We start from the raw sequence: 20,106 nt of genomic DNA, 5'->3' as shown, positions 1-20,106 counted from the left end.
TGATGTTTCTTTGATGTTAATCACTTATACAATGGAGTGTCCGGATGGCTTTTCATCTATCCATGTTCAGGGCTGATGTATGACAAGTCTGCTTTTTTTAGTCAGTATTATTGTCATTATTGGTGCACTTTGTGGTATCGGCGCCCTGCTGCAGCTCAACCAAATCAAAGCTGAACTGGCAGCACTGAAAAAGCAGCTCAATGGCAAAACCCCATCCACCTCTGAGATAAAACAGGATCCAGAGTCTGTTGCAATAGCACCCGTTGTGGCGGCACCATCTATGGGTCAGCCAGTCGTTGCAGCAGCTTTGAATCCACTCAACCCCTTAGCTGTTATGCCTCAAGCCCGGCCTGCTCCACTAACAGAAAAACACACAGCATCGCCTTCTGATGATTTTTTCTCCTCTGTATCGGGCTGGATAGAACAACAACTGATTAAAAGAGGTATGGTCTGGCTTGGTGCTTTAGCCCTGGCTTTAGGTGGTATCTTTTTAGTCAAACATTCATTGGACGCTGGCTGGTTATCCCCTTCTTTACGTATTGCCTCCGGCATGGCTTTTGGTCTGGCTTTAATTATCGGCAGCGAATGGCTGCATAAACGCAGTCAGGGGCATGCGCTGAACAACTATGCGCCAGCTGCTTTGTCCAGCGGTGGTTTTATCAGCCTTTACGCTGCTGTGCTGGTTGCTCTCGACTGGTATCAGTTGATTAGCCCTGCCGTTGCTTTTCCATTCTTAGCTATTATTGCTTTAGCTGCATCCTGGTTGTCCTTGCGGCAAGGGCCTTTATTGGCGTTCATTGGTATTGTTGGCGCTTATGTTGTGCCTGTGCTGGTATCCACAGACTCGGGCAATGTACCGGCTTTACTGGCTTATATTTCGCTGGTGACGGCCTCTTCGGTGCTGGTCGAGCAGAAAGTAAAAAGACCATGGCTTTGGTGGCTACCCATGTCGGCCCATCTTTTGTGGCTTTTTGCTGCTATCTGGATTGCGACTTCGGATCAGTTATGGGCCTTCTGGCTGGTACTTTGTGGCAGCTTTGTGTTGCTCGTCTGGTTACCCCGTATCGGCTTTAAAGCACAGCATCTGGAATTGAGCCCTCAGCCGATGCGCCAGTGGTGGCCCTTCAGCCGCGAGCTGATACTGGCTCTGGCGTTGCTGCTATTGGCGTGCTGTGCCCTGCTTCATACCGCAGATCTCATCAGTTTTAGCGGCATGCTGCTGTTCATTTTGCTACTGCAGTGCTGCGCCGCCACGGACAGCAAATCAGAACTACTGCTTTGGCTTAGTTTTATACCCGCCTTGTGCTGGCTTTTACTGGAGCCTTTGACCTTATCTGCAGACCCTTATGTGCTGAGCAGCACCAGCCTAAATCAACATTTGCTGCTGGTGGCTGTATTTACAGTGCCAATGGTCAGTGTCGCGCTGAAGTGGCCAGAGCGTCTGCAATGGAGCAGCGTTTTGGCAGCCCTGCCCGTGTTGTTATTGGGTTTAAGTCACGGCCAGGCAAAGCCTGAAGTGCAACAACAGATCCAATTATTCTGGACTGTACTGGCCTTGGTGCTGGTTGCAGCTCAAAGTGCTATGGCGCTTAAAACCAGCCATAAAGCTGCTGCTTTTATTCAGATGGCTGGTGCCAATTTTGCGTTGACCTTATGTTTTACCTTATGGCTTGCCGATGCCGCTTTAACTTTAGCTATAGCGGCTCAACTGGTGCTGCTGACTCTTCTTGGCATCAAGCTCAGGATGCCGGTGCCACACTGGTTGATGAAGCTGATTGGTGCTGCAGTGTTAATTCGTCTGACCACAGCACCTCTGATGGGGCGCTATGAGAATGAGTTTTTACTGGGATTGCACTGGTCTTTTGTGGTCTACCCTGTTGCCCTTTTCTGTTTTGCACTGAGTTGGTATTTATGGTTTTCGACTACACTTCGCAGTTATCTGGAAGGGGCTTTATTGCATTTAGTTGCAGTGTTTATCACAGTACAAACCCAATTCTGGCTCAATGATGCTGTGGTTGATTTCACCGACATGAACTTCAAGACCCTGAGTATTCAGGCCTTTAACTGGCTATTACTGGCCTGGGTATACCAGTGGCGCAGTAGCAGGGCTGGCAGCACAGCTTCTCTTTATCGTATTGCGGCTTCAACTTTAGTGGTATTGGTTGCGCTGGCGCATCTGCAGCTCAGTCTGGCACAAAACCCGTTCTGGCATGCAGCGCCTCTGGGCTCATTCCCCCTGCTGAACCTGTTGCTGTTGATATGGGGTTTACCGGCTTTGATATTCTGGGCTTTTAGTCGCTTACCGTTATCCGCTCGCCTGACCACATCTGCCTTATACACAGCGGTTGGCACTGCAACTTTGTATCTGACGGGCTCTATCCGGCATTTCTGGCAAGATGGGCAACTACTGCTGAGTTTGCCAACGTCAGTCGCAGAACAATACAGTTATTCGCTGGTGTTTTTAGTCATTGCCATCACCACTGTCTTACTGGCGCAATGGCAAAACAAAGCCAGAGCCCGCAAAGCAGGTTTTGTATTGTTAAGTGTTGTGGTGCTGAAAGTTTTTGTGGTGGATTTAAACGACTTAACAGGGGTACTCAGAGCCCTGTCTTTTATCGGGTTAGGTTTGAGTCTGGTGTTACTTGGCTGGCTGTTTCAGCGTTTACAACGAGCTGAAACAACCACTTAGCCACAAAACAAGGCAGCCTCAGCTTAACAGTGCCTCTTGCTCTAAAAAACAGCCTTTTTGTTGCAAGGCGTCCAGTAAGCCATAAAAGTGGTGTTTTTCAGCCAGTTCTATGGCTTTGGCCAACTGATTTGGATGCCTGGGTTTATTGTTAAACAAGGCCATCCAGGGGCTGAAATCTGCTGGAGTGACAAAAATCAGTTTGTCACCCAGCCGCTGTTTTAATAAATCAAAAAGCTCTAAAGCGGCAGCATCAAAATCAAAAGCGCAATAAATTTGCTGGTATTGCTGATAAAAGGGCATCAGCAAAGCACTGCTGGCTTTGCTGCCAGAGGCAAAACCAATATCAGTGTTGTGCAGAGAAAAATCCAGCGCCAGCATCTGACCACAGACCGGAAGTAACTGCTGGTAACGGAAAAAACATTCTTCATTTTCAATCAGCAGCAAGGTCGGTTTCACCTGATAACTCTGATAGTGATCAGTGCCATCCAGCACCACCACTTCAGGTTGCCGGTTCTGACACAACTGGTGATACACCAATTGATAACCAAAAGAGGTATTCACCTGATGCGAGTTGCCAGTCTGAGCCGCTTCTTTGCGTGATGCAGGCTGCAGCGCCTGCAGTTCAAGCTGGCGAAATAAGGTTTCAGATACAATACTCACCTGCCAGCGACCCGAGCCTAACTGTCGCACTTTAAAGATTTCTGACTTTTTCTGATAAAACAGCGGCGGCAGCAATTCCAGCATACGACCATAATGCACAGGCTTGCCCTGACGAATTTGTTGCAGGTATTTCTTTAACATTCACGCTCCTACTGCAGCTTTGGCTTGCTTCTGCTAGCAGTGAACCGTAAAGCAAGCGGCTTGGCAAGTGTCGCGAAAGCTTTATCAACTTGTCATAAAAATGCCACGGTTCAGCCGGATAATGAGCCCCAGTTAAGTGCGAACCCTGTCAACGTGTTGCTTTAACTCTCTGGATTGTCCTGGATTTTTATGAGGGAAACCCCTGTGGTTCTCCCTCTTTTTTTTGCTTTTCATCCATAACATCTTTTGCTGCGTATAAGAAGTTCATTTCTTTATTGGTACTTTTTCATGCGACTGATCCACATTCTAGGTTATGCAGGCTTGCTGCCTTTTATCGGCCTGACTTCTTTACAGCTATGGCCTCAACTTTTAGCGTTCAGCTTGCCCTTTACTGCATTCCAAAGTTATAGCCAGATTATCCTGGCCTTTATGGCTGGGGTACTCTGGCCTGTGTTTTATCGGCAATCCGGACTCACTTTGCCTGTTTGGGTGGTGAGTATCGCTCTGGTTGGCTGGTTTAGTAGCCTGCTGTTACCACAACACCAACTTCTGGTTCTTGCTGCTGCTTATATCGCAGTGCGGCTGATTGAGCTCAGACAAGGCAGCCTGTTAAATTACAGCCCTGCCTATCACAGATTGAGAAATCAGTTGACGACTGTGGTTGTGATCTGTCACCTGCTGTACTGGTGGTCTATTTAACAGACCAACTCAAAACCTTCATCAAACCACCCCGTCACTCCACCTATCATCTTTTTAACAGGCCTCTGTAATTGAGCCAGTTTTAACGCCGCTTTGTCTGCACCATTACAATGTGGCCCAGCGCAATAGACAACAAACAAGGTATCAGCCGGATAAAGCGCAAGGCTTTCAGCAGAAATCCGGCTATGTGGAAAGGACACAGCTTCAGGCAAATGGCCTTGCTGATAAGCCGCCTCTCCCCGCACATCCAGCAATATAAAATCCTGCCGCTTATTGCTGATGGCATGGTGCAGATCCCAACAATCGGTTTCAAACTGTAATAAAGCGCTAAAATGGGCCACAGCCTGCTCAGATCCTGCTGCTGTTGGTCTGGATACCATAGATGACATAAGTATGATTCCTGTATGAAATGCTTTGTATCAAAGCCTTGATGATGTTCAGCAGTACTCTAGTCCGCAGGCACAGCCAACACCATTGGCTGAAAAGACACAATAAGATAGTATTAAGCCAAATCTGGTGTTCAAGCTGCTTCGGAGCGCTCTCATGCATAAAGTTGCTATTTTATTAGGCCCTGCAGTAGCTACTTTTGAGTTGGGTTGCGCTTCAGAGTTGTTTGCATTAAGCCGGCCTGAATACCCAAACTGGTATCAGACCGATATCATCAGTTTTCATCAGGGGCCTTTCATGGCAACAGGTGGCCTGCAATTGCTGGTACCTCAGGTGCAGGATTTAACAGGCTACGATACGATTTTGATCCCAAACTGGTCCGTGTCGCAGCCTGAACCCCCAGCTGTGCTGCGCAGTCAGTTAATTGCAGCTTATAAGCGGGGTGTCCGGCTGATTTCGTTTTGTTCAGGCGCATTTTTGCTGGCAGAACTTGGTGTACTTAAAGACAAAGCGGCCACGACCCACTGGCGCTATGCCGATGAATTTCAACGGCGTTACCCCGACAGCAGGTATCAGCAAAATGTGCTCTATTGCTTTGATGGCCAGATAGGTTGCTCGGCGGGCAGTGCGGCGGCTCTGGATTTAGGCCTGGCCGTGATCCGGCGGGATTTTGGCTTTGAAATCGCCAATCAGGTGGCCAAAAGAGCGGTCATTTCCGCTCATCGCCAAGGTGGACAAGCGCAATTTGTCGCACAACCGCTACAGAAAAAAACCAATTTACTCAGCACCACCATGGACTGGGCTTTATTACATCTGGATCAACCTATAGCTATTGAGCAAATGGCCGATCAAGCGGGTATGTCCAGACGCAGTTTTGATCGGCATTTTAAAGCCAGTACAGGGTTAAGCCCACTGCAGTGGTTAGTGCAGCAGCGATTACAGCTGGTGCAGCATTATCTGGAACAAGGTCAACATTCGATAGAACAAATTAGTGATCTGACAGGTTTTGGTTCAGCATTGAACCTGCGTCAGCAGTTTCAAAAGCAATTAGGGTTAAGCCCCCGTCAGTATCAACGCCAATTCAGCTGCAATCAGTTGTAAGCTGCGGCATAGCTGACGGCAAGTTTCATGTAAAAAGATGTGAAAAACGGCCAGATTTTGCCGTAATTCGAGCCATAATCCGCTATTTTCCTGCGTTTTTATACCACACAACTATGGCACCAAATTTGCTCCTGTTTAAGCAACAGGTCGCTTCAGATGACCCGGCATAAAGCTCAGGAGATTAGCATGTTCGGTATTTCCGGTGTAACACAGTCGCCTGGACTGGATAGTCAACTGGTGAAGTCCCCCTCTTTTGGCAAAGACAGAATATTTAGTGAAGAGCCTTCTACCGACAAAGTCAGTCTATCGGCTGGCAAACCCGTTCCGGATATGACCTATCAACATCTGGCAACACGCAACAGAACCCCTGCATCAGAGGGCACAACTCAAAAAAATAATGAAACCAATAACAAGCCTGATAAAGAAGAGCCGGACAGGCTCGATACTTTGATGTTGCAAGTGCTGGATGCCAAAATGGGCATAGACAGGAAAAAACTGGAAGAAATAGAAAAGAAAATTGAAGCGCTGCTCAGTAAAGAAGGCGAACTGACGCAAGCTGAGAAAACTCAGCTGGAAATACTGCAAAAACAAAAAGAACAACTGATCAAAGAAAGTGCGAAAAAGCTGACAGAACAAGGCTAATTCAAAGACTGACTCAACTGCCGGGTTTGTTTTTGCAGTTGTTCAACCCGGCCAGAATCCTGCCATTTTTGCAGAAGTTGGCTCACCTGTTGTTGTAACTTCTGATCAGTAAAACCAATGTGATACTCGGCTTTTGGAAATAAATCAAAACTTTTCACCTGATTGACAGCCAAGCCTCTCTCGGCCCAGCGCCGATAAAACGTCACCTTATCCAGCACCAGCAACGCAGTGCGCTGTTGCAGCAGCATGTCAATGGCCTGTTCCTGATCCACCACTTCTCTATAAGAAGGTGAATTCTGAATCACCTGATTAAATTCAGTACCGAGAATTGTGGCCGCATTATGAAAACTGACCACAGAATAACGACTCATCTCATGCATATTCTGCAGCGAGTCTGGAAAATCGGACAACGCAAATACCAGGTTATGAAACTCCAGATAAGGCTGACTATAAAACATCCCGGTAACAGGCTTTTCACTTTGTCGTGCTGCCATATCCAGTTGGTTATTTTGTAACATGCGGCTGAGTCTGGCGTGTGGAACGGCAACAAACTTCACCCGATAGCCAAGCTCATTCAGTAACTGTCGAAACAATTCAGTTTCAAAATGCAGGGTGTTGCCTTGTTTTTGTGGTGCGGTGTTTTGACTCAAACCGACCCTCAACTCTGTTTGCACTGAGCTTGCCAGGCAAGGAAAAGAACACAAAAGCACCACTAACCAGCCACTGATCTTATTCATTATTCCACCCTGCTCAGAAATTGTGCCCCAAAGATAAGTAGTAGCGATACGCCCTGCCATTCGTATCGTCTTCCGCCCGACCGTACCCCAGATAGACAGGGCCAAAAGGACTATCCCAGCCTGCAAATATACTGCCGGCCCAAATCCAGTCGGTTTCATTGGCAAGGCGTTCGAGCTGGATCATATTGCCATGCACCAAACCTTTTTCCAGTGAAGCGCCCAGATAAAAAGGTGAATTAATGATACTGAATCTGTTTTCACTCATTTTATACAAGTACACCAGGCTGCCAAATTTCACTTCGCTGCCAAACAGATAGTTTTTCGGATAACCAGACAGGTTTAATAAACCACCCAACGAAAACTGTTCCATTGCCACATCAGGATCGCCAGGCTTATAACTTTCATGACGCCAACGGGTGCGCAAAATATGGCGTTCAAAGAAACTACGGGCCGCCAGAAATTCAACAGCATGACTTCGGCTGCGGTAGGTCTGTCCAAAAGCGCTGTCATCCAGCCACTGCCAGTTGGCACTAATACGAAAACCCCTGCTTGGAAAAGCCGGGTTATCTAATCTATCCCAGACAAAATCCAACACTGGTCCCTCACGTTGATACCCCAGCTTGCTAAAACCTAACTCTTCCACCCCTGACACTGGAATACGGAAGTAGCCATCTTTGTCAGTCCAGCCCGAACTTAATCTGGCATGATCAGACAAGTTCCAGCCCGCTTTGGCTGTCACTGTAGTTTCTTTATTGGATAAATCCCCCAGAGATAATCCTTCCCTATCCTCCAAAGCCAAAATAGTGGTATCGCGCATTATTTGTGCACTGACAAAAGTGGCAGGGGTAAAGATGGGCCAATACAACTCTGAACTAATCAGTTTATCTGTACCCAGCGCCAATTCATTGTGCCACTCTGCACCCAGCTCAGAAATATTAGTGTAGGTATAGGACGCCGCCAGTTGGTAATATCTTTTATTACGGAAGTCATCTTCCATAGTAAAACGGAAATTCAGGTAACCAGGCCCCCAGCCTTTTTCCACAGCCCGAACTTTTAATCTGGTGTCTTCACCTTGTTTATTTTGCTCCAACTGCAAAGACACCCGCTCCAGCGTATCGACGCCATACACCTGTCGCAGACCTTCTTTGAGTTTTTTACTGTTGTAACTTTGGCCTTCTTTTAACGCCAGCCTGTGTAACAACACCTGATCGGACAACAGGCTTTGATTATCCAGCTCAATCCGATCAACCTGAACGCTGGTTGCTTGTTTTGCTCTGTGAGCCGCCAGCCACACCGGAAAATGTTCTGGATAGGAAAAACCGGCTAATGCTTCGGCTTGCTGTTGTGCACTCAATAGGCCAGCTTCGACGGATTGGGGTAACTTATCAAAATCCAGAGTACCAATGGTTGCTACATCCGGATGGAGCAATAAATCCTCTGGTCCTAACAAAGCAATTTGTTGGTCAACCACCTGACGCACTAAAAAATTGGTTAACTGATCAGTCACGGCAAAAGCAGAATCCAACTGTTCTTTACTTAGCAAGGGAGCATCAATAGCGACGGCTATGACTCTGTCTGCGCCCAGACTTTTTGCAATGCTGACAGGTAAGTTGTTTGCCACACCACCATCCACCAACACCCGGCCGTTAAGTTCCATAGGCCGCACTACTCCGGGGATCGACATAGAAGCCTGCACGGCTTGTAACAAGCTGCCCTGACTCATGACCACAGTTTCTCTGTTGGTTAAGTCTGCAGCCACAGCACGAAATGGAATTGGCAACTGGTCAAAATGACTATGATTTAACTGGGCACCATAAGCTTCTAAAATCAGCTCAGCCATAGCCTGACCTAACAACACACCTTTAGGGATTTTCACGCCTGAGCGACCTAAGCCCAGACCCAGCCGGATAGGATACTGATCCTGCTGCTGTTTGCGTCGCACAGGCATTTCATCACGATGCACTTTATCGCGAAAGCCTGTACTCCATTCCAAATGATCGAGGATCGTCTGGATTTCATCCGGACTGTGACCTGTAGCATACAAACCACCAATAAAGGCACCTATGCTGGTACCTACTATGAGGTCCACAGGTATACCTTGCTGTTCCAGTTGCCGGATCACACCAAGATGAGCACCGCCACGAGCACCGCCCCCCCCTAAAACTAAAGCAATACAAGGCCGGTTTTTGACTCTGGCACAAGGCTCCTGCCCTGTGACTTCAGACTCTGCGGCAAACAACAGCTCACTGAACAAAAGTACAACAATCCACAGTCCCCACTTTGCCTTCATGCACAGCTCCTCTGTTTTACTCTTCCGTCACTACAAATATCATTAAATACAAAGTTGAATAATCGGGTTATTTTTTGGTTTTAACGCTTTAGAGTTGAGTCCTTTCCGAGTTGTTGCTAAGGTTTCATCACGCTTGTCCGGGCTTTCAGTATTCATTGATATTTTTGAAGCTGCCGACACTCCGGCTCTGATACTTTTCTTATTTATCTACTATGACAGCATTCACAATTCGCTGCCACAACGAGGTCAAATGTTCGAATCATTGCGTAGTCGTCTGGTGGTATCGCTGGTTAGCTTGTTAACTGTTCTGGCTTTAGCCAGTGGTTTGGCAACGTTAAATGCGATGAAAAAAGACAGTGAGCAGCAAGCCCAACAAGTATTAAGGGTTGCAGCTAATGTGTTTTTACAGGCGCTGGAAAACAGAGCCAGTCAGCTCACTAACTCTGTCAGCATTCTGGCGAGCGACTTTGGTTTTCGTCGTGCTGTAGCAACAGCTGAGCAGGAAACGATTTTATCCGTACTGGAAAACCATGGCAGCAGAGTCAATGCCGATTTGGTGTTGCTTTTATCTCCTGACGGAGATTTATTGGCCAGTACCAGCACAGATTTAGACAGTGCCGATGTGAAACCTGTGTTTTTACAAAGCAAAGCCAGTCAGTCCAGCACATTAAACGATATTCTTGTATTAGCTGGTAATTCCTATCAATTAGTATTAGTCCCTGTCAGGGCTCCACAAACCATAGCCTGGGTAGGTATGGGCTTTAGCTTAAACAAGGAACTGGCTGAACAAATCAAAGGCATTACGGGCCTTGATATCAGTTTTACCACCAACAGCGACAGAGGCAATCAGACCTTACATTCCACTCTGTCAGCAGCAACACAACAGAGCCTGTTGCCTTTATTGCCTAATCTGGCAGGCACAGCTCAACAACCCTTCAGCAGTAATGAAGGTGAGTTTTTGTCTTTAGCTTTAGCCTTAGATCAACAGCAAATGCTATGGGCCGTGCTGCATTATCCCAGTGCCCGCTGGCAGGAGAGTTACCAGCAAATCCGCCATCAATTGTTATTCATTTTTGGTGTAAGTTTAACACTTGCTCTGTTATTGGCTTTTGTGATAGCCCGCAGCATTACTCAGCCATTACGTTTATTATCCGACTTTGCCAGCCAGATAGGCCAGGGCCTGACCACTGCAGATGTACCAGCAGCCAAAGGCGAAATAGGGGTACTGGGAAACACCTTACATAAGATGCAACTGGATATACGCAGCCGTGAAGCTGAACTGCTGTATCAGGCTGAACATGATTCCCTGACAGCGTTAAAAAACCGCGGTGCTGCCGAACGCAAGCTGGCCGAGCTTCTGCCCACTGAAGATGTGGGCTTACTGCTGCTGAATATAAAAAACTTTCGCCATATTAATGATGCTTTAGGTTTTGCCAATGGAGACTCTTTATTGCAGCAAATGGCACATCGTCTGGCTCAGCTTACTCCACCCCCTTTGCTTGCCGCCCGTTTGGGTGGAGATGAGTTTTTATTGCTGTACAACCAGCATCTGAATGCCTCGCAAGTAGAAGAGTTGAGGCTGCAACTGCATTCAGGTTATTTATTGGCTGATTCACCTTTGAGTTTAAAAGTGTCAGTGGGCGCCTATAACATTGCACCTGGCAGCGTACATGCCAACGATGCGATTCGACGGCTGGATATTGCGTTAAGCCATGCTAAAGAGCTGCCAGGAATGCTTGCCTTTTATCAGCAAGGTCAGGATGAGAGCCATCAGCGTGAGCTGACTATTCTGCGCGACTTGCCAACAGCCTTGCAGCAAAACCAGCTCTTTGTGGTGTATCAGCCCAAAGTAGAACTGGGCCAAAGAAAGTGCAGTTCGGCCGAAGCATTAATACGCTGGGTACATCCGGAACTGGGCTTTGTGCCCCCGGATGAGTTTATTAAGTTGGCTGAGCATTCTGGCAATATAGCGCTGGTTACCGAATGGATACTCGACACTGTGGCTGCTCAATTGGCCCTTTGGTATCAACAAGGTAAACATATTACTGTGGCCGTTAACCTGTCGGCCCATGACTTAACCAATCCACAGTTACCCTCAGACATTGCCGCTCTTTTAAAACGCCATCAGCTGCCGGCTTCAGTTTTAGCGCTCGAAGTTACGGAAGGTGCAGTGATGCAGGATCCAAAACAGGTGATCCAGATACTCACTGAACTTCGTACTATGGGAATAGAATTGGCGATTGATGACTTTGGTACAGGCCAGTCGTCTCTGGCGTATTTAAAACAACTGCCAGTGCACGAAGTAAAAATTGACCGGGCTTTTATTAAAGACATTGAGCACAATCAGGATGACGCTTTAATTGTCAGCGCGACCACTCAGCTGGCCCATAGTTTAGGTTTAAAAGTAACAGCCGAAGGTTTGGAGAACAGAGCTGGACTTGCGAAGTTGCAGCAATATCATTGTGATAAGGTGCAAGGCTACTTTTTCTCCAAGCCTTTAACATGCGAGCACTTCAGCGAATGGCTTCAACAGTTTGAAGAACAGAGCCAGCAGTGGTTCGAACAAGAGATAAGCCAATGAAAACAATTTTAACTGCACTGTGCTTATTGTTAGCCAGCGGTAGTCTGATGGCTGGTTCTAAAGTTATAGCCACAGGAGGCGCCACTAACATCGAAGGAAATTCGGGGGGCGGCATAGTGCCATGGGCAACTATCAACGGCTACGGCAGCAGTGATGAATGGTCAGTTAATACCTTTGCAGCCAGAGTGGGCGTGGATGATTTTACGCTGGACAGTTATGGTGTGGGTGCCAGTTTTAATAACCAGTGGGAACTGTCATTTGCGCGTCAAAAGCTAGGTCTCGACACCATAGGCGGTGAACTGCGGCAGGACATTCTGGGCATAAAATACAAAGTGGCAGGCGAATTATTGTATACCGCTATGCCGCAAATCAGTCTGGGTCTGCAGTTTAAGAAAAACCGTGATTTTGCTTTACCTTCGGCAGTAGGTGCTGGCGATGATTCAGGTTATGAGTTTTATATTGCCGCCACCAAAGTATTTTTTGATGCTGTAGCAGGCCGTAACTTGTTACTCAACGCCACAGTGCGCTCTACGGATGCGCATCAAACAGGGTTATTGGGTTTTGGTGGTCAGGGCCTTGGTCATAAACTGATGTTTGAAAGCTCAGCCGTTTTGCTGCTGAATTACAATCTTGCTGTTGGCACTGAATTTAAACAAAAACCCAACCAACTGGGTTTTGCTGACGAACAACATTGGCGGGATTTATTCGCCGCCTGGTTTATTAATAAAAATGCATCTGTGGTTTTGGGTTATGTCGACTTAGGTGATATAGCGGGCCTTACAGAACAGACGGGCTTTTATCTATCAGTGGAGGGCACATGGTGAAGTACCTGTTGCTAATAGCGACCTTAACCTTAACCGCCTGCCAGCAAAAGCCGGAAACCAGCTTGTACCAACGTTTAGGTGCAGAAACCGGCGTTGAAAAAATTGTCGATGGTGTTTTGTATGGCATCGAACATGATCAAAGCATAGTGCACCATTTTGCCGACACCGACATCCCCAGATTTCGTCGTTTGCTGATAGAGCAGTTTTGTGAACTCTCAGGCGGGCCCTGCAAATACAGCGGCGTCTCCATGCAGGAAAGCCATACAGGTTTTCAGATCACTCAGGCGCACTTTGATGCACTGGTCAATCATCTGATTACCGCTATGCAGCAGCAAAATGTGGCTATCGAAGCCCAGAATGAATTTCTGGCTATGTTAGCTCCTATGTACAAAGACGTAGTGTATCGCTGATGACCAGGGTAGTGTTTCTTGATGCAGCCACTATGGCAGCAACCGATCTGAGCCCTTTACAGCTGCCTGATGTCACTCTGACCCTTTATCCTCAAACCAGCACTGAACAATTGTTAACTCATGCCAGAGACGCTCAGGTGCTGATCAGCAATAAAGTGCCTCTGGATGCGAAAGCTATAGCGGCTTTGCCAGAACTACGCTGTATTCTTGTGGCAGCCACAGGTGTGAATATGGTCGATTTAATTGCGGCCAAAGCAGCGGGCATAGTGGTCTGTAATGTTCAGGGTTATGCGGGCACCGCAGTACCCCAACAGGTTTTTGCATTATTGCTACAACTGACCAACCATATCCAGTCATATAATCAGGCTGTACAACAAGGGCTGTGGAGTCAGAGCTCGCAATTCTGCCTGCATCTGCACCCTATAGAAGAATTGGCTGCAAAAACCATGACTCTGGTGGGTTATGGTGATTTAGGTCAGGCCACAGCTCGTCTGGCAGAAGCTTTTGGTATGAAGGTATTGATTGCTGAACGGCCAAATGCCACAGAAATACGCCCGGGCCGAACCGCCTTTGAAAACGCAGTTCGCCAGGCCGATGTGTTGTCTTTGCATTGCCCGCTTAATGCAGCTACAGAAAAGCTGATGAATACCAACACCTTAAGCTGGATGAAACCCACAGCATTGTTGATAAACACTGCCCGGGGTGGGCTGATTGACGAAAAAGCACTGGCTGACGCTTTAACAACAGGCCGTCTGGCCGGAGCCGCTTTGGATGTGCTCAGTGTTGAACCACCAACTGCCAGCCATGTGCTGCTAAACAAGCACATTCCTAATCTGATTGTGACGCCACATGTGGCCTGGGCCAGCCGTCAGGCGATGCAACGTCTGGTGGGGCAACTATCGGATAACCTACAGGCCTTTATCCGTCAACAACCTGTTCGTCAGGTGTGAGACGGATAAAGTTATGCTGCAAGTCCAGCTCCAGAATAAAATCTGCACACTGTGGTAGTTGTCGCCAGCTCTCTTGCGTCAAACGTTGGAAGTACAACATAAACCCTTCCAGTTGTGCAGGGCTTTTTCCTCTGCCCAACTGTTGCAAAGGCTGTTCCTGCCAGGCCCGCCAGCGACAAACAGCCTGCCAATCCGGTGCATTCAGCCAAATCAGATGATCCAGCTCCTGCCAGACCAATTGATAATCCCCAGCCAGTTGTTGATTCACCTTATACCGCCATAAAGCATCAGGGTCCTGCTGTTGTTCCAACTCATTGATACTCTGTTGCAGTTCGGTATCCGACTGTGGTTTCAGCCCGATACACCAGCCTTCCAGGATCAGCAATCGTGCCTCTGTTGCAGATGTTGCTGTAGCCACTTTATCCAGACCTTTGTCATAACGACGCCAGTGCTGCGGTTCTGCTCGTTTAAATCCCTGCAACTGTGATAACAACAGTTCAGTGTCATGAGTACCAGGTACTCCACGTTCGGCAAAAAGTGGATGCCAGAGTCCGGCCCGCTTCAGCCTTTGGGCAGGTTCGAGATAATAATCATCCAAAGACACCACTTCAGCCTGAACACCCAATCCTGACCATAACTGTTGCAAAGCGACTGCCAGACTGCTTTTTCCACTGCCCTGAGCACCACTGATGCCTATAATGAAAGGCGTTGACGGTTGCAGATGACTTAATCTGCTGAGCTGTTTATTTGTTAAAATCTGGCTAACCATTTGAGCTTTCAGGCTATAAAAAAGCCACTGTTTTAGCCATAAATTGCTAACATTTTCAGTCACTAAGCACCTCGTCGTTTTCGTCTGGCTGTCTGATTTTCTTTCAGTTACACTGCGTTGACTATTTTTTGGAGAACTTCCGCATGCGCTTTGCTTTCTGCTTTTTTCTGCTGTTATTTGCGACCAGCACTTATGCGGCGGATCTAACCCAATTACTGGAGCAAACCAAAGCCAACCCCCAGGCCCGGATCGCTGCACAGCAAACTAAAGCTGCAAGCACTGCGACAGAGTATTTCCTGTTAGCTTACAGCCATTATGTGCTGAAAAATAAAGAAGCTGCGTTAGAGTTCAGTAATAAAGCTCTGACTTTAGAGCCTGACGCTGAGCTTGCAGCTCGTATTTTATTAATGCAGGCTTTAACTTTTGGTGTGTTTTATCGTGACACAGCCCTTGCGGTTGAAAAACTAAAACTGGCACAGGCTATTTTGCCCGAGGAAAATAGCCCTATGCTGCTGGCCTTACGGATGGACATTCTGGAAAGTTTTTCGCAAGCTTACAATCAGCAAGGGAAAACAGAGTTAGCGATGGAAGCCGCTGCAAAAAGTCTGACTCTTGCGACCCAGGCAGCAGATAAACAGCGTCAGTTGGATTCCATGATCATGTTGGGCCGCCTGCATTTACAAAACAATCATTTGACTAAAGCCTATCAGCATTTTAAATCGGCCTTGCCGCTTGCTATTGAATTGGCGGATCAACAAGCCATTGCCTCGATCAATATGCGTTTGGGTATGGCCTATCAAAAGCTTGGACAACACGAGCGGGCGTTGCAGCACTTTGAAGAAGCAGGCAGGCTTTATCAGCAGTCAGATAGCCTAAGCAGCCAGGTAAACGCTCTGATTAATATTGGCGACAGCCAGCTGGTGCTGAAACAAATAGATAAAGCGAAAGTCACCTACACCAATGCTCTGAAATTAGCAATGGATAGTCAGGATCCCCACATGTTGATCTCAGCTTATGTCAGTTTGTCAGAGCTGGCATTAGAGCAAAACGATCTGGATCAATCCGAGCAATTGCTGATCAAAGCCCATCAGCTAGCCAGTCAGGTCTCAGCACAGTCCATCAAATCCGAAACCGCGTTGTTCCTTGTTAATGTGTTTATCAAAAAACAAAACTACAGTGCCGCAAAACAATTGCTGGATGAAGCGGCGCCACAACCGGATAAACTTCCAGGTTATCTGAAATACAAACACTTAACTTTAAGCGCTGAATTGGCAGCCCTGGAACAACAATGGCAACAAGCCTATCAGTTAGAGAAGTCGGCCAATCAACTGGAAATAGCTCAATTAAACGACGACAGCAAAATACAGCTGGACAGTCTGCAAAGCAGCCTTGAGCTGCAGATGCAGCAAGAAAAACAACAGCAGTTGCATATAGCCCGGCATAAACAATTGCAGCAATGGCTGCTGATTAGTTTAGCCCTGTTAGCTATTGCACTTTTTGGTTTAATTCTGTCATGGAGCAAACAGAAAAAAAGTCGTACCGGTAGCATAGTGCAGCAACCTCAATGGCGCAGTTTTACTGAACTACTAACGCATCATCATAGGGTTAAAACTCAGGGACATTTGCTGGTGGTTATTCCGGCGCAAGCTACAGCGCTGATGAACAAAGGTATACAACAAGTCAACACAGATCTTGTTCAATTCAGGGCCGTTTTGGATCAGGCGTTATTTTGGGTTGAGCAGGACCAAGAGTTCTGGATGTATTATGCTTCAGAGCAGAGCGCTTATGAGGTGCAACAGCAATTGTTGCAGAGCTTGCCCTCCGACTATCAGCCTTATTCTGCAGTTTTACCGCTGCATGCTTTATTGTCTCAACGTATTTGCGAGCAGGACTTAGATGCACTGCGGGAACTGATTTGGTACAGCCTGTTTTTGGCACAACAACAAGGGCTGCAAGGCGCGTTGGAATTCCACTACCAGTGCAATCAGAATCGACCTTGCGCCTGGCAAACAGATAACCTGCGACAGGATTTATTTAATGCCATCAGCCTGGGCTTACTGGAAGTTCAGGCGAACGGCATTTCATTAAGTGACAAACTACAGCAGCAACTGGCGCAGATTTAAAGCTGTACTAAGTGTGCTGGCAGTTCAAACTCCATGGTAGTTTTTCGAAATGGACAAATAAACTTCAGCTTCACCGCCTGCAGCATCAAACCTTGTTCGTTTTTGTTGCCGGAACCATAAGCCGGGTCGCCCATCACAGGGTGCCCTGCAAGTGCAAAATGACGGCGGATCTGGTGTTTACGACCCGTGATAAGTTTTACCCTGATGATGCTGCTGCGACGTTCTTCTGAATAAGATTCGAGTTCAAATTCAGTGGTACAGGCTTTGTCATCCAATACTGCAGTTAATTGACCTGCTGCCAGCAGTTCATCTGAAAGCTGACCTTTGACTTCAATCCGATACTCTTTCTCAATTTTATGCTGTTGTATCATCAGACTAAAAGCTGCAGCGGCTTGTTTGGTATGAGCAATCAAGACTAAACCACTGGCTTCACGGTCCAGCCTGTGTAATAAAAACACCTGACGTTTGCCTTGCCAGTGCAGCTCTGCAAAGCGCAGTAAAGCCAGATGGTCTCCCCATTCATTGCCTTGCGACAACATACCTGCTGGCTTAAACCAAACACTGTAACCACGAGCTTCGTGAATAAGAACTGCAGGATCACAGCTGCGCTGCAGCAATTGTTCGTCGTAATTCAGCTCCAGACTGTCACCTGGTAATAAATCGGCCTGAGCACGCCGCATTCTTTTATTTTGTTTACCCCGGCGCCACAACACTGCACCTTTGTTCATTGCGTCTTTCAGCCGGCCTTTACTTAGTTGTGGCGCAGCCGCAACCAAAGCTTCAATAGCTTGTTGTGCTTCGGTGATTTGGAGCTTTTTTGTCAGTTTCAAAATATTTTCACTTAAAAAAGAGTTCAGCCAGTATTCATGGCCCTTGGCCTGTAATGATACCAAAGCTAAGGAGGCTCTGTGTATGCGTAAATTTTTTCTGGTCAGTTTATTTGCTGTAATGCCCTTTGTTACTTTGGCCGCGCCTGCAGAAGTCGCATCCACTAAAGAGTCATTTAAGCTGCCATCACAAGTGGCGGCGACAGCCAAACCTAAAGCGACACTGCGCAGCAGCGGCGCCTTAATTCAACGTGTCGAAAACAATGTATGGTTTGATAGCATAGATATTTCGTTTGATGCAGATTTAAATGATAACGGCTTTTATCATAGCCTCTATGTCCGCTTTGACGCCGACACTAACTACAACTCTGTGCCTGTCTATGCCCATTTTGCACTGAAACGCGCCGGAGCCCCGGAAGTTATTATTCATACCAGTTCGGTATTTACTTTATACGGCACCAGTGCAGACGACTGGTTTGCGATAGAAAGTGAGCTACTGCATAGCCTGCCACCAGCCTATTACGATCTGGTGATCCGGATTTATGATGCGGATTACAACGATTTGTTAGCCGAAATTTCGGGATTCGACGAACCCGCTTTAGCAGAACTTCCGCTGGAAGATTATTCTTATGACAAACCACAAGTTGTGATAATCAAAGAAGACAGCGGCAGTCTGGGCTGGTTAAGTCTGGTGGCATTGGTTGGTATAGCTCTGAGCAGGCGCAAACTTAAAGTCGTTTAATAAAGAATAGCCCCGCAACAAAGCGGGGCTTTTTTAAATCCTTTACAAATTAGCCTCAGCAAAAGATGCCAACCTGCTTCGCACTACCCCATTCAGATTAACAGTTGTGCTGCCCTCAAAGTTTTTGAAACGCTCTACGATGTAAGTTAAACCGGAAGTTACGGCAGTCAGGTAGTTGCTGTCTATTTGTGACAGGTTACCCGAACAAATCAGCTTAGTGCCTTCACCACAACGGGTGATGATGGTTTTCAGCTGAGCCGCACTTAAGTTCTGACATTCATCCAACAGTACTATCGCGTTCTGAATACTTCGGCCGCGCATAAAGTTCACTGACTTAAACTGGATATTAGCCTTGTCCATAATGTATTGCACACTGGCATGAGGGTGCTCATCGGTTTTATGCAACACTTCCAATGAATCGGTAATAGCAGCCAGCCAAGGTGCCATTTTCTCTTCTTCAGTTCCGGGTAAAAAGCCTATAGATTCAGCTATTTCCGGTGTATTACGGGTGACTATCACTTTGTCGTACAGCCCCTTTTCAATCACCAGTTCCAGCGCGGCAGCCAAAGCAATCAGAGTTTTACCACAACCTGCAGGCCCGGTCAGGATCACTAGATCCATATCCGGGTCCAGCAGAGCGTTCAGCGCCATCGCCTGATAAATATTTTTCGGGTGGATACCCCAGGCGTGTTTGTGCATCAGGCGTTCAAAACCTAAATCGAGAATTTTGATTTCCTGTTCGTTAATTTCCAGCACACGGCCCGCAAAAGTTTCGGCTTCATCAATCAGGTATTCATTCAGGTACGCATTAGGCAATACGGAGCGAGGCACAAAATGGTAGGTATCACGACCTTCGTTGTGGGTGCGGCAATCTTTGACTACAGACCAAAAATCGCCAGAAAACTTGTAATAGCCTTTGTATAAAAACCGCACATCGTCAATCAACTGGTCAGTACGGTAATCTTCAACCAGCTTCAGCCCTGCCCCTTTCGCTTTCAGGCGCATATTAATGTCTTTGGTCACCAGTATGACTTTGGTTGGCGCTTTTTCCCTTTGTAAAAATAAGGCGGTATTAATAATCAGATGATCGTTTTCGCCACCAGGCAAGCCTGGAATTTGGTCACTGATATGATGGTCGTTGATAATAAACAAATGACCGGCATTTTTTTCTTCAAGATGGCAAGGTAAAGCAACCCCCAGCAGCATCTCTTCAGGTGAAGCGTCTTTGAGTACATCTTCCAGCGCACGAATGGCAATACGGGCTTCACGGCTGACGTCTTTGTGTTTGTCTTTGATATGGTCTAATTCTTCGAGCACTGTCATCGGGATGACAACGTCGTGTTCCTGAAAGTTTAAGAAGGCGAAAGGTTCATGCAGCAGAATGTTGGTGTCCAGAACGTATATTTTTTTATCTTTAGCTCTTCTTCGCGCCATAAGCAGCTCCTTAGCAACAATAAAAACCATGAAAGTACATGGCAAAATACAACAATCCTTACTTCAACTCTGACTGGCTCCCTGATGTTTTGGTTCAGTG

17 protein-coding genes are annotated in these 20,106 nt (G+C 47.0%); 10 read left to right on the top strand and 7 right to left on the bottom strand.

The features are described from left to right. The first annotated feature begins 79 nt into the window (after nucleotides 1-79). Nucleotides 80-2,689 (top strand): DUF2339 domain-containing protein, encoded by a 2,610-nt coding sequence (locus RHEIN_RS12430; protein WP_008899321.1) that lies wholly within the window; start codon nucleotides 80-82, stop codon nucleotides 2,687-2,689. A gap of 18 nt (nucleotides 2,690-2,707) precedes the next feature. Here the strand turns inward: RHEIN_RS12430 and RHEIN_RS12425 are convergent, their stop codons facing one another. Next, a complete protein-coding gene (locus RHEIN_RS12425; protein ID WP_008899320.1) occupies nucleotides 2,708-3,490 on the bottom strand; it encodes a hypothetical protein in 783 nt (260 codons plus the stop codon). A 288-nt stretch (nucleotides 3,491-3,778) separates the two neighbouring features. On the opposite strand from RHEIN_RS12425, the gene RHEIN_RS12420 reads away from it, so the two are divergent. Further along, nucleotides 3,779-4,189 (top strand): DUF3429 domain-containing protein, encoded by a 411-nt coding sequence (locus RHEIN_RS12420; RefSeq protein WP_008899319.1) that lies wholly within the window; start codon nucleotides 3,779-3,781, stop codon nucleotides 4,187-4,189. Here the strand turns inward: RHEIN_RS12420 and RHEIN_RS12415 are convergent. Next, entirely contained in the window at nucleotides 4,186-4,578 is a 393-nt protein-coding gene (locus tag RHEIN_RS12415; RefSeq protein WP_008899318.1) for a rhodanese-like domain-containing protein, read from the bottom strand. The genes RHEIN_RS12420 and RHEIN_RS12415 overlap by 4 nt on opposite strands. A gap of 154 nt (nucleotides 4,579-4,732) precedes the next feature. Between RHEIN_RS12415 and RHEIN_RS12410 the strand changes: the two genes are divergently transcribed. Both RHEIN_RS12410 and RHEIN_RS12405 read left to right on the top strand, forming a co-directional pair. Beyond that, a complete protein-coding gene (locus RHEIN_RS12410; RefSeq protein ID WP_008899317.1) occupies nucleotides 4,733-5,677 on the top strand; it encodes a helix-turn-helix domain-containing protein in 945 nt (314 codons plus the stop codon). 186 nt (nucleotides 5,678-5,863) lie between these two features. After that, complete coding sequence (locus tag RHEIN_RS12405) at nucleotides 5,864-6,319, top strand: hypothetical protein (RefSeq protein ID WP_008899316.1); 456 nt, start codon at nucleotides 5,864-5,866, stop codon at nucleotides 6,317-6,319. On the opposite strand, the gene RHEIN_RS12400 is transcribed toward RHEIN_RS12405, so the two are convergent. Both RHEIN_RS12400 and RHEIN_RS12395 read right to left on the bottom strand, forming a co-directional pair. Further along, on the bottom strand, nucleotides 6,316-7,056 hold the full coding sequence (locus tag RHEIN_RS12400; protein ID WP_008899315.1) for a substrate-binding periplasmic protein: 741 nt from the start codon (nucleotides 7,054-7,056) through the stop codon (nucleotides 6,316-6,318). The two genes, RHEIN_RS12405 and RHEIN_RS12400, sit on opposite strands and share 4 nt — an antisense overlap. Before the next feature lie 13 nt (nucleotides 7,057-7,069). Then, a complete protein-coding gene (locus RHEIN_RS12395) occupies nucleotides 7,070-9,346 on the bottom strand; it encodes a patatin-like phospholipase family protein (protein ID WP_008899314.1) in 2,277 nt (758 codons plus the stop codon). 250 nt (nucleotides 9,347-9,596) lie between these two features. Here RHEIN_RS12395 and RHEIN_RS12390 point away from each other — a divergent pair, with 250 nt between their 5' ends. The 4 genes from RHEIN_RS12390 to RHEIN_RS12375 are packed head-to-tail and all read left to right on the top strand — an operon-like array spanning nucleotide 9,597 to nucleotide 14,111. Then, on the top strand, nucleotides 9,597-11,927 hold the full coding sequence (locus tag RHEIN_RS12390) for a bifunctional diguanylate cyclase/phosphodiesterase (RefSeq protein WP_008899313.1): 2,331 nt from the start codon (nucleotides 9,597-9,599) through the stop codon (nucleotides 11,925-11,927). After that, nucleotides 11,924-12,751 (top strand): DUF3034 family protein, encoded by an 828-nt coding sequence (locus tag RHEIN_RS12385; protein ID WP_008899312.1) that lies wholly within the window; start codon nucleotides 11,924-11,926, stop codon nucleotides 12,749-12,751. Before RHEIN_RS12390 ends, RHEIN_RS12385 begins: the two co-directional genes overlap by 4 nt. After that, entirely contained in the window at nucleotides 12,745-13,161 is a 417-nt protein-coding gene (locus tag RHEIN_RS12380) for a group I truncated hemoglobin (RefSeq protein WP_008899311.1), read from the top strand. Before RHEIN_RS12385 ends, RHEIN_RS12380 begins: the two co-directional genes overlap by 7 nt. After that, the gene (locus RHEIN_RS12375) at nucleotides 13,161-14,111 is read left to right on the top strand and encodes a D-2-hydroxyacid dehydrogenase (RefSeq protein WP_008899310.1); all 951 of its coding nucleotides are present in this window, start codon (nucleotides 13,161-13,163) and stop codon (nucleotides 14,109-14,111) included. Before RHEIN_RS12380 ends, RHEIN_RS12375 begins: the two co-directional genes overlap by 1 nt. Here the strand turns inward: RHEIN_RS12375 and RHEIN_RS12370 are convergent. Further along, nucleotides 14,080-14,943 carry a Putative kinase gene (locus RHEIN_RS12370; RefSeq protein ID WP_008899309.1) on the bottom strand — a complete coding sequence of 288 codons (864 nt, stop codon included), beginning with the start codon at nucleotides 14,941-14,943 and terminating at the stop codon, nucleotides 14,080-14,082. The two genes, RHEIN_RS12375 and RHEIN_RS12370, sit on opposite strands and share 32 nt — an antisense overlap. An 80-nt stretch (nucleotides 14,944-15,023) precedes the next feature. Here RHEIN_RS12370 and RHEIN_RS12365 point away from each other — a divergent pair, with 80 nt between their 5' ends. Further along, complete coding sequence (locus RHEIN_RS12365; RefSeq protein WP_008899308.1) at nucleotides 15,024-17,003, top strand: tetratricopeptide repeat protein; 1,980 nt, start codon at nucleotides 15,024-15,026, stop codon at nucleotides 17,001-17,003. Here the strand turns inward: RHEIN_RS12365 and RHEIN_RS12360 are convergent. Next, complete coding sequence (locus RHEIN_RS12360) at nucleotides 17,000-17,833, bottom strand: RluA family pseudouridine synthase (RefSeq protein ID WP_040555147.1); 834 nt, start codon at nucleotides 17,831-17,833, stop codon at nucleotides 17,000-17,002. The genes RHEIN_RS12365 and RHEIN_RS12360 overlap by 4 nt on opposite strands. 82 nt (nucleotides 17,834-17,915) lie before the next feature. Between RHEIN_RS12360 and RHEIN_RS12355 the strand changes: the two genes are divergently transcribed. Further along, complete coding sequence (locus tag RHEIN_RS12355; RefSeq protein ID WP_008899306.1) at nucleotides 17,916-18,572, top strand: choice-of-anchor H family protein; 657 nt, start codon at nucleotides 17,916-17,918, stop codon at nucleotides 18,570-18,572. A 42-nt stretch (nucleotides 18,573-18,614) separates the two neighbouring features. On the opposite strand, the gene RHEIN_RS12350 is transcribed toward RHEIN_RS12355, so the two are convergent. Continuing rightward, nucleotides 18,615-20,006: a PhoH family protein gene (locus tag RHEIN_RS12350; protein ID WP_008899305.1), complete on the bottom strand. Its 1,392-nt coding sequence runs from the start codon at nucleotides 20,004-20,006 to the stop codon at nucleotides 18,615-18,617. Nucleotides 20,007-20,106: the final 100 nt, after the last annotated feature.

This window comes from Rheinheimera sp. A13L (assembly GCF_000217935.1).
Lineage (GTDB): Bacteria > Pseudomonadota > Gammaproteobacteria > Enterobacterales > Alteromonadaceae > Pararheinheimera.
The sequence above is the reverse complement of the archived record's forward strand: the minus strand, read 5'-3'. Positions and strand labels throughout refer to the sequence as shown.

What these genes read in the sequence shown, in the direction of transcription:
- RHEIN_RS12430 (WP_008899321.1), top strand. Translation starts at nt 80, where the DNA reads ATGACAAGTCTGCTTTTTTTAGTCAGTATTATTGTCATTATTGGTGCA.
- RHEIN_RS12425 (WP_008899320.1), bottom strand. Translation starts at nt 3,490, where the DNA reads ATGTTAAAGAAATACCTGCAACAAATTCGTCAGGGCAAGCCTGTGCAT.
- RHEIN_RS12420 (WP_008899319.1), top strand. Translation starts at nt 3,779, where the DNA reads ATGCGACTGATCCACATTCTAGGTTATGCAGGCTTGCTGCCTTTTATC.
- RHEIN_RS12415 (WP_008899318.1), bottom strand. Translation starts at nt 4,578, where the DNA reads ATGTCATCTATGGTATCCAGACCAACAGCAGCAGGATCTGAGCAGGCT.
- RHEIN_RS12410 (WP_008899317.1), top strand. Translation starts at nt 4,733, where the DNA reads ATGCATAAAGTTGCTATTTTATTAGGCCCTGCAGTAGCTACTTTTGAG.
- RHEIN_RS12405 (WP_008899316.1), top strand. Translation starts at nt 5,864, where the DNA reads ATGTTCGGTATTTCCGGTGTAACACAGTCGCCTGGACTGGATAGTCAA.
- RHEIN_RS12400 (WP_008899315.1), bottom strand. Translation starts at nt 7,056, where the DNA reads ATGAATAAGATCAGTGGCTGGTTAGTGGTGCTTTTGTGTTCTTTTCCT.
- RHEIN_RS12395 (WP_008899314.1), bottom strand. Translation starts at nt 9,346, where the DNA reads ATGAAGGCAAAGTGGGGACTGTGGATTGTTGTACTTTTGTTCAGTGAG.
- RHEIN_RS12390 (WP_008899313.1), top strand. Translation starts at nt 9,597, where the DNA reads ATGTTCGAATCATTGCGTAGTCGTCTGGTGGTATCGCTGGTTAGCTTG.
- RHEIN_RS12385 (WP_008899312.1), top strand. Translation starts at nt 11,924, where the DNA reads ATGAAAACAATTTTAACTGCACTGTGCTTATTGTTAGCCAGCGGTAGT.
- RHEIN_RS12380 (WP_008899311.1), top strand. Translation starts at nt 12,745, where the DNA reads ATGGTGAAGTACCTGTTGCTAATAGCGACCTTAACCTTAACCGCCTGC.
- RHEIN_RS12375 (WP_008899310.1), top strand. Translation starts at nt 13,161, where the DNA reads ATGACCAGGGTAGTGTTTCTTGATGCAGCCACTATGGCAGCAACCGAT.
- RHEIN_RS12365 (WP_008899308.1), top strand. Translation starts at nt 15,024, where the DNA reads ATGCGCTTTGCTTTCTGCTTTTTTCTGCTGTTATTTGCGACCAGCACT.
- RHEIN_RS12355 (WP_008899306.1), top strand. Translation starts at nt 17,916, where the DNA reads ATGCGTAAATTTTTTCTGGTCAGTTTATTTGCTGTAATGCCCTTTGTT.
- RHEIN_RS12350 (WP_008899305.1), bottom strand. Translation starts at nt 20,006, where the DNA reads ATGGCGCGAAGAAGAGCTAAAGATAAAAAAATATACGTTCTGGACACC.